This window comes from uncultured Helicobacter sp., from assembly GCF_937906905.1.
Lineage (GTDB): Bacteria > Campylobacterota > Campylobacteria > Campylobacterales > Helicobacteraceae > Helicobacter_B.
Window position 1 is genome coordinate 1 of sequence record NZ_CALERY010000008.1, and the last position, 8,282, is coordinate 8,282.

Annotated in this window: 6 protein-coding genes; 4 read left to right on the forward strand and 2 right to left on the reverse strand. The window is 46.4% G+C overall.

Translation table 11 applies throughout. From position 1 onward, the window contains the following. Positions 1 to 2,206, reverse strand: a 2,206-nt coding sequence (locus tag Q0171_RS02350; RefSeq protein ID WP_299326311.1) for a vacuolating cytotoxin domain-containing protein, incomplete at its 3' end; no start/stop codon positions are given. Between the two features lie 182 nt (positions 2,207 to 2,388). After that, positions 2,389 to 2,847, reverse strand: coding sequence for a Fur family transcriptional regulator (locus Q0171_RS02355; protein WP_299326314.1), 459 nt, complete (start codon positions 2,845 to 2,847; stop codon positions 2,389 to 2,391). 156 nt (positions 2,848 to 3,003) lie between these two features. On the opposite strand from Q0171_RS02355, the gene Q0171_RS02360 reads away from it, so the two are divergent. The 4 genes from Q0171_RS02360 (at position 3,004) to carA (ending at position 8,141) form a co-directional block, all read left to right on the forward strand. Beyond that, entirely contained in the window at positions 3,004 to 4,329 is a 1,326-nt protein-coding gene (locus Q0171_RS02360; RefSeq protein WP_299326317.1) for a methyl-accepting chemotaxis protein, read from the forward strand. A 50-nt stretch (positions 4,330 to 4,379) separates the two neighbouring features. Then, positions 4,380 to 6,314 carry a PBP1A family penicillin-binding protein gene (locus Q0171_RS02365; protein WP_299326320.1) on the forward strand — a complete coding sequence of 645 codons (1,935 nt, stop codon included), beginning with the start codon at positions 4,380 to 4,382 and terminating at the stop codon, positions 6,312 to 6,314. Between the two features lie 108 nt (positions 6,315 to 6,422). Continuing rightward, a complete protein-coding gene (locus Q0171_RS02370; protein ID WP_299326323.1) occupies positions 6,423 to 6,974 on the forward strand; it encodes a DUF507 family protein in 552 nt (183 codons plus the stop codon). A 9-nt stretch (positions 6,975 to 6,983) separates the two neighbouring features. After that, entirely contained in the window at positions 6,984 to 8,141 is a 1,158-nt protein-coding gene (carA, locus tag Q0171_RS02375; RefSeq protein WP_299326326.1) for a glutamine-hydrolyzing carbamoyl-phosphate synthase small subunit, read from the forward strand. The last annotated feature ends 141 nt before the right edge of the window (positions 8,142 to 8,282 follow it).

Here is an 8,282-nt window from a genome sequence, read left to right on the forward strand (position 1 = left end):
ATACACCTAGCTCTAGCACACCTGCTTCATTTTTACCATTGACTAGTTGATTATCCAGCACGAGCTGGGCATTGGTAGCGTCCATTACAATCTGTCCGCCCGGGGTTAGGGTGAGGTGGTGGAATGACGCAGTGGAGTTAGAGTGCAGAGTGATGTTAGTAGCGGTGGTGTGGTGGATATTGGAGGCATAAAAGCCGCCTTTGACCCCCACAGAGAGCGAGCCTAGCTCTAGCTTGCTATCCTTGACAAAGGCATTGTTGTCTTCACTATTGACAAAGGTCATTCTCGCTGTATCTGCTGCTAGGTCTGTGCCGTCATTGAGCGCGATAGAGTCAAACTTATACTTCCCGCTCTCCTGTGTCCAAAACCTCGTGCCTAAGCCGCCTTGCCCGCCATTTGTCTGTCGCTTTTGCACGACTAGGGATTTAGCGGTAAAGTCTTTGTTCATCTTCACATTGGCAGCGACTATTTCTATATCACCCACACTTGCTTTGCCTTTGACTTTGCTAAAGTCAAAGGTCGCCCCACCCCAAGTCTGCTGGGCAGTGGCAGTAGAGAGCTTGCCTGTATGAGTGAGATCTCCACCTGATTCAAACACCGCATAGTCTGGCGCGCCCACATCTTCTAGCTGGTTGGTAAGCTTGATATTGGTATCTTTTAGCGTGATAGAATCTTTGGCGACAAATTTCACCACAAATGCCCCGGCGTTGTCTGTTTTGTTAGTGATACCGCGCGTGGAGTAGATCTCTGCTTTATCAAGGTTTATGGTGTTGGCTTCAAAGGTAGCGTGCGTTTTATTAACTGCTAAGCCTAAATTGCCGTGCAAAGTGAGATTCTTTATTGATAGATTCTCGCCAGCCTTGAGATTCATATTGCCCTTACCAGAAAATAGCGTGGTATTAAGTGTGTCGATAGCGATGTTTTTGTCCGCTGTGAAATTGATGTAGGTATCAATCGTCAAAGTGCCGGATTCTATGCTTGTGCTGCCTTTTAGGTAGAGATTCTGCCCTGATAGCTCTAAGTGATCGGCGGAGAGCTTGTTTTGCGTGCTGGAGTCTTTGCCTATGGTAATATCGCCATCTGTGGCGTGCATTTTTAGGTGAAATCCTCCTGCATTTAGCGCAGTGTCTTTGGTGTTGTAAATATTGGCGCGATCAAGGGTGATTGATTTGGCTTCAAGGGTAGCGGTGGTAACATTCACTGCTGTGCCAAGATTGGAGTGCAAGTCAAGGTTTTGTATCTTTATAGACTCACCAGCCTTGGCGATAAACTGCCCCTTGCCAGAGTGTAGTGTGGCATTAAGCGTGTTTAAGCTTAGGTTTTTGCCAGCGGTGAAGCTAGTGTAAGCGTCAGTAGTGTTACCACCTGATTGCATATTGGTCGTGCCATTTAGGGCGATGTTTTCTCCTGCTGTCATTTCAAAATGATCTGCCCTAAAATTTGCCGTCGTCTTATCATCAAAGCTGATGTTTTTGTCTGCTTGAAATTTGGTCGTGCTTACCGCGCCTGATGTGGAAGAAGCTTCTATATTTAAGTTGGAGTTTGTAAAGCTAATTTCCCCTGCCTTGAAAGTCGCATTGACGCGCGCTGTGCTTGTAGGCATATTGAGCTTAAAATTATCGGCACTTAGCATATTTTTGGCTTCTAGAGTTAGGGCTGACTCACCCCTTAGAACATCTGCCCCATGGATTTTGAAATCAGAGTCTTTAAGCGTGATGTTGCCACCGCTAGAGCGCAATATAAGCCGATCAGCTTGTGTATCTGACCACATATCGACAATTAAACCCTCCGCCGTAATGTCGCCTGTGGCATTGAAAGTAAGATCTGCTCCAGCGGTTTTTTCAGCATTCCCAGCGCCTAGATACGCTGTGAGATACACCTCTTTGGCATTCCAAGTCCCACTAATATAACCGGACTTGCCCCCCACCCCAAAATGCACGCCAAGATCGCGATTTGCTGGTGTTTTGCTCGTGTTGCCGACAATCAAAGTGCCATTTCTATAATTTTGTTCAAATGTGCTCAAGCCGTAAGAGCCTACGGAGCCACCCTTAAAGTGAAAAGTATCATAGCTATCATCAGTATGGCTTGATAGATTCCAAATATATCCACCCACATCTTTATCCGCGTAAAGCAATGTCGGCACTGCGCCAAAAGCCAGAATCCCAAGCAAAGAGCGCGCTAAAGCATAGATTCTACAAGTCCTCATGCGCACTCCTTTTCCAAATTTCCTACACTTATCCCCTAAATCTCTTGCCACATAATCTCGACAAGAGTGGGGACTCATCTTGCTAATCCACTGCACATCAAATGCGTGTAAGCAAGCATTATACCCCAGCATTTATAAATCGACAAACCAGAATCTAGCGCAAAGCCAAGCCCTGCTAATCCCTACTCGCCTGCGAGCTGCTGACACTTCGCACATATCACAAACAGCCGCATATCATGGCTCACTAGCCGCGCACGATACGCACTAGCGACCTGGACTTGGCGGGACTCTATCTCCTCATCGACAAACTCCTGTATATCGCCACAATGCAAGCAGATGATGTGATCGTGGTGCTCTTTGGCGGCGATTTCATAGCGCTTGCCTGATTTCCCAGGCTCTAGGGCAGTGATGAAGCGCTCTTTCTCCAGAAAGCCCAGAATCCTATACACTGATGAAATGCTCGTGGATTTGTCCCTAGTGCGCAGATTTGCGGTGATTTCCTCGGGGCTTAGATGGGTGCCGCTCTTGTAAAGCACAGCGATGATTTCTTCACGCTGCTTGGAGTTTTTTAAGCCATTTTGACGGATCGAGTGCCGCAAACGCTCTAGGATAGATTCTAGTGTCTCAAGACGATTTTTCATACTGCTACCTCTCACAATCCAGAATATCTTGGGAATTATAATTTATTTTTCGCAAATGCAAGGAGATTTTTAAGAATCATTAGGATAGAATCCGGGCTTAATACTTTTCACAAGGGGTTTGTTATGTTCGGCGGTTCAAGCAGAGATACGAAGCTAATGTTACAAAAGCAGGAGAGCGAGATTCAAAGTCTTAGAGAGCAAATCGAGCACCTAAAGAGGGTTGCAAGCTTCTCCTATGAAGAGGCGATGATAGGGATTAAGAATGGTGAAGTTGTGTTCAAAAATACTGCCGCGCAGAATTTCCCCGACATCGATCAAATCGTCGCCGAACTAAAACCTGGGCAGACGCACATCTCCACACAAAGCCATAGCCTACGCGTCAAAAGCGAGCTCATCGATGGCGCAACTTTCTATCGATTTGTCGAAATCAATCCACGCTGCGATAAGGGTGATGCTGGGGTGGATTTATTCTCCGTGTATCATAAAAGCTTGAAAGATGGAATCACAGGCGCGCAAACCGCACTACAAAAGATTCTCGAAGAGACGAAAATGCTCTCTAACAGAGCTGAAGAAAATGAGCAAGTAAGCTTTGAAGTGCGCCAAAGGAGCGAGAATGTCGAGCAGAGCATTAACTCACTCTATGAGAGAATGCAAAATGCTACCGAGCTCGTCGCCTCCCTGGCTCAACGAAGCAACGAAATCACCAATGTCGTCTCTCTCATCGATGATATTGCCGAGCAGACAAATCTTCTCGCGCTCAACGCCGCTATCGAAGCGGCGCGCGCTGGCGAGCATGGTCGAGGGTTCGCCGTTGTCGCTGATGAAGTGCGCAAGCTCGCAGAGAAAACCCAAAAAGCCACAAAGGAAATCGCAATCGTGGTCAAATCCATGCAGCAAGAAGCCAGCGATATCCAAACAAGCACCGAGGAGACGGCAGGATTTACCCAAGAGGTCAAATCAGGAGTCGATGAAATCTATGTCATGGCAAACCAAACCCTTCTCTCTGCACGCATGGCAAAATACGCGGTCAATATCTGCGATAGCGAGATTTTCTGCACACTGGCTAAGCTCGATCACACTGTGTTCAAAAACAATCTCTACGCCCTACTATTTGAAGTGTCCGATAGCTTCAACCAAGTCGCGCATACTGCATGTCGCCTTGGGAAGTGGTATTTCGAGGGTGATGGCAAAGCCAACTTCAGCGATACGCTTGGCTATAAGAAAATCGATGGATTCCACGCTGTGGTGCATGATGAGGCAAACGCACTTGCTCAAAGCCTCATGAATAAAACCAAAACCACGCCAAAAGCCTTTATCGATGCTAAAATCTCTTCTATGGAGCGCGGATCTGATGGCGTCATGGCAAGTATCGACGAAATGCTCGCCGAAAAAGTCGCCCAAATCAAGCAAGCTATCAAAAACTGCGACACTTCTATGCCGCAAGCAGAAGATGAGCAGCCCGCTGATGAAACGCAAGCCTAGCCAGCTTTGCGCTTAAGAATTGAGCGCGGGCATTCACGCTAAGGTAGTCAATGATTAAGAAAATCTTCCTTTCGCTTTTTATCATTATCACCTGTATCACTATCGCATATATCGTGCTTCTCTATAAAGATTTAAGCACCGATATTGACAAAGTCAAGCACTACACTCCAAAGCTCGCAAGTCAAATCTATGACCGAAAAAACCGCCTAATCGCCAATGTCTTTGACACGGAGTTTAGATTCTATGCGAAGTTTGATGAGATTCCTCCGCGCATGATAGAGGCACTGCTTGCCATAGAAGATACGCTATTTTTCGAGCATAGCGGGATAAACTACGATGCGATTATCCGTGCTATGCTTAAAAACATCAAATCCGGGCGCTTTGGTGAGGGGGGAAGCACACTTACCCAGCAGCTGGTGAAAAATGTCATTCTCACGCGCGAAAGAACTTTTAGCCGCAAAATCAAAGAAGCCTTGCTTACTATCCAAGTCGAGCGCGCCTTGAGCAAGGAGCGGATTCTCGAGATTTATCTCAATGAGGTGTTTTTCGGGCATGGATATTATGGGGTAAAAACCGCTGCGCTAGGGTATTTCAAAAAACCTCTCTCTACACTCACGCTAAAAGAAATCGCCATGCTAGTAGGACTGCCAAATGCGCCAAGTATCTATGACCCCACAAAGCGGCTGGACTTCTCACTCGCTCGCGCAAATGATGTTATCCGTAGAATGTATGACCTAGGCTGGATCTCTAAGGAATACGCCCAAGCCTCGCTCGCAGAAGTGCCAGTCGTATATAATCAAACACTCACGCAAAATGTCGCGCCCTATGTAACAGATTTCGCATTGCGCCAGCTTGGCAATATCAAAGATATCAAAACCGGTGGCTATACGATTAAACTCAATATCGATTTGGACTATCAGGCATTCGCGCAGCAAGCGCTCACTAATGGCTATAACGGAATCCAAGAGCGCCTACAAAAAGCCTCTAAAACCACACAAGATGAGCAAGATGATGTCAGCAAAACCGATACATTTAATGGCGCGATGGTCGTTACTGATACACGCACAGGGAAGATTCTAGCGCTCGTTGGTGGAGTGGATTTTAATAAAAGCCCTTTTAATCGTGCCACAGATGCTAACCGCCAAATCGGCAGTAGTGTCAAGCCATTTATCTACCAAATCGCACTGGATAAAGGCTACTCTACTGCGACAAAAGTCCCCGACGCGGCGCGGGATTTTGATGGCTACCAAGCAAGCAATGTCGATAAGTCATTCCGCGGGCTTATCACTCTGCAAGAAGCTCTCATGTTCTCGCGCAACCTTGCCACACTCAATATCGTGCAGCTTGTAGGGTTCAACACGATTTATAATGGTCTGCTTGACTATGGATTCAAGGATTTAAACAGCGACATGACTATCGCCATAGGCAGCCTAAATGCTACGCCACTTATCATGGCAAAAGAATATTCGCTTTTCTCAAACTATGGCACGCGCCTAGAGCCTACGCTCATCGATAGTGTTATTGATTTAGAGGGAAATGTATTTACCTATGAGACACAACAAGAATCCATAATCGCACCAGAGCAGGCATTCCTAGGGGTATCAATCCTGCGCGAAGTAGTGGCAAATGGCACAGGCAGGCGCGCTCGCGTCAATGGCGTAGAAGTCGCTGGAAAAACCGGGACGACAAATAACAATGTGGATTTTTGGTTTTGCGGATTCACACCTGATGTGCAAGCAATCATCTGGTATGGGCGTGATGATAGCCACCCAATCGGGCAGCGCGAGAGTGCAGGGCTTGTCGCACCGCCAGTGTTTGCGGAGTTTGTAGGCAATGTGCTACGGCTTGATCCTGCCCAGCGCAAGACATTTTCTGTGCCAGAGGGCGTAGAATCTAAAGTTATCGACAAATATAGATTCTACTACACGACCACTTCACCGCTCCCTAGTGGATCAAGTGTCGGTGGCGAGCAGGACATCTGGTAGAAGCTGCGCAAAATCTACACTATAAGGGGCTATAAGCAGAGGGGGCTTGTTAAATCCAATTTTAGTTAAACATGCTACAATACAGCATTCTTATGTAAGGTTGCTGACATGCGATTACGACTTAATCAAATTGGATATATTGCAAATAAAATAGCTCTTGATTTATACAACTCTAGCATGCTTACCCTGCTCGTCCCGCTTGAGAGTATCACCAAAACCGCACAAACAATTCTCGAGCACGATGTCAAAGAAGAGCTCGCAATTGATCAAAAAGCTCAAGATCTCATGGAGAAAAACCAGCAAGAGGTGGAATTTTTACGCGTAGATGAGCGCAAACTCTTTGGCATGATCAAGCGACAAATCGCTGATGAGAGGCGGTTTTTGCTATTCTGGGACGATCGCTATAATGCGCTATCGCACAAGATTTTGGATACGCTTTTAGACAAGCAATATATCCAGTTTAATGTCAATAAGAACCAGATAAAAAATGTCATTTTTAAATCTATCGATAGTTTTGCAAAAATGCACGATGAAATCCAAGATGAAGTCGTGGAGAAGATCAAAAACTACAAGCGTAAATTGCTTGTAGGCACTGATGAATATGAGCTTATCTATGACAAACTCTATGAGGAAGAATTGCGCAAAAAGGGCTTTATGTAAGGAGCAACCATGGCAAGTGATATGAAAAAGGCATGGATATACTGCGCAAATGGCTTGTATCTGCAAGTTTGGGCGTTCTCTGGAAGCGGGACTCGAGTGGGTGAAATCGTCTTCAACACCTCGCTAAGTGGCTATCAGGAGATTATCACTGATCCTAGCTATGCAGGGCAGTTTATTACATTTACCATGCCAGAAATAGGCATAGTCGGGGCAAATGATCAAGACTGCGAGAGTCGTGGGGTTTTTGCCTCTGGAGTCATCGTGCGCCACTATAACGACATGGTGTCAAGTTTCCGCGCGCAAATAAGCCTCAAATCCTTTCTTGATAAGCATAATATCCTAGGGGTTTGTGGTGTCGATACGCGTGCGCTGGTGAAAATGATCCGCAATGAGGGCTCGATGATGATAGTCATCTCTACGGAAGTGGAAGATAAAGTCAAGCTCGCCGAGATTCTAGCGCAAACCCCTAGAATCGAGCAGCAAGACCATATCAGCCAAGTCTCTACGACAAAGAGTTTCACGCATGATGATGGGGTGTTTGACTTTGATGTATTCTCATACAGCAAGCCCGCCACGCAGTATAAAGTCGCAGTGATTGACTTCGGTGCCAAGCGCAATATCCTCAATGAGCTTGTAAGCGTTGGGCTACTAGCAGAAGTTTTTCCGCATGATTTTTCCGCACAAGATATTATCGAGCGCTTTGAGCGGGGCGAGATTGACGGAGTGTTTCTTTCAAATGGACCTGGCGATCCCAAAATGCTCTCCGCCCAAGTCTCCCAAATCGCCAAACTCATAGAAGCTAAAATCCCGATATTTGGTATCTGCCTAGGACACCAGCTTCTCGCACTCGCACATGGCTATGAGACATATAAGCTAAAGTTTGGTCATCACGGCGGCAATCACCCTGTGAAAAATCTCACAAATAATTCCGTCGAAATCACATCGCAAAATCACAACTACTGCGTGCCAGAATCTATCGAGCAGGTCGCAGATGTAACACACCGAAATCTCTTTGATAATACAATCGAGGGTGTGCGCTACAAAAATGCGCCTATTTTCTCTGTCCAGCACCACCCAGAGGCAAGCCCGGGTCCTAGAGAATCACGCAATATTTTTGAACAATTCGCCACGCTTATCCACCAAGAGCGTAGCAATAGCACCATGTAGGCTAATGTTGAGGCGAGCGTTGGGGGGTCTTTGCGGTGTTAAGGTTTTTTTTATCGATTATAGTTTAGAATTAGCCCCTTTATTTGGGACAGATGGGTGAGTGGCTGAAACCACACCCCTGCTAAGGGTGCAGATCCTAAC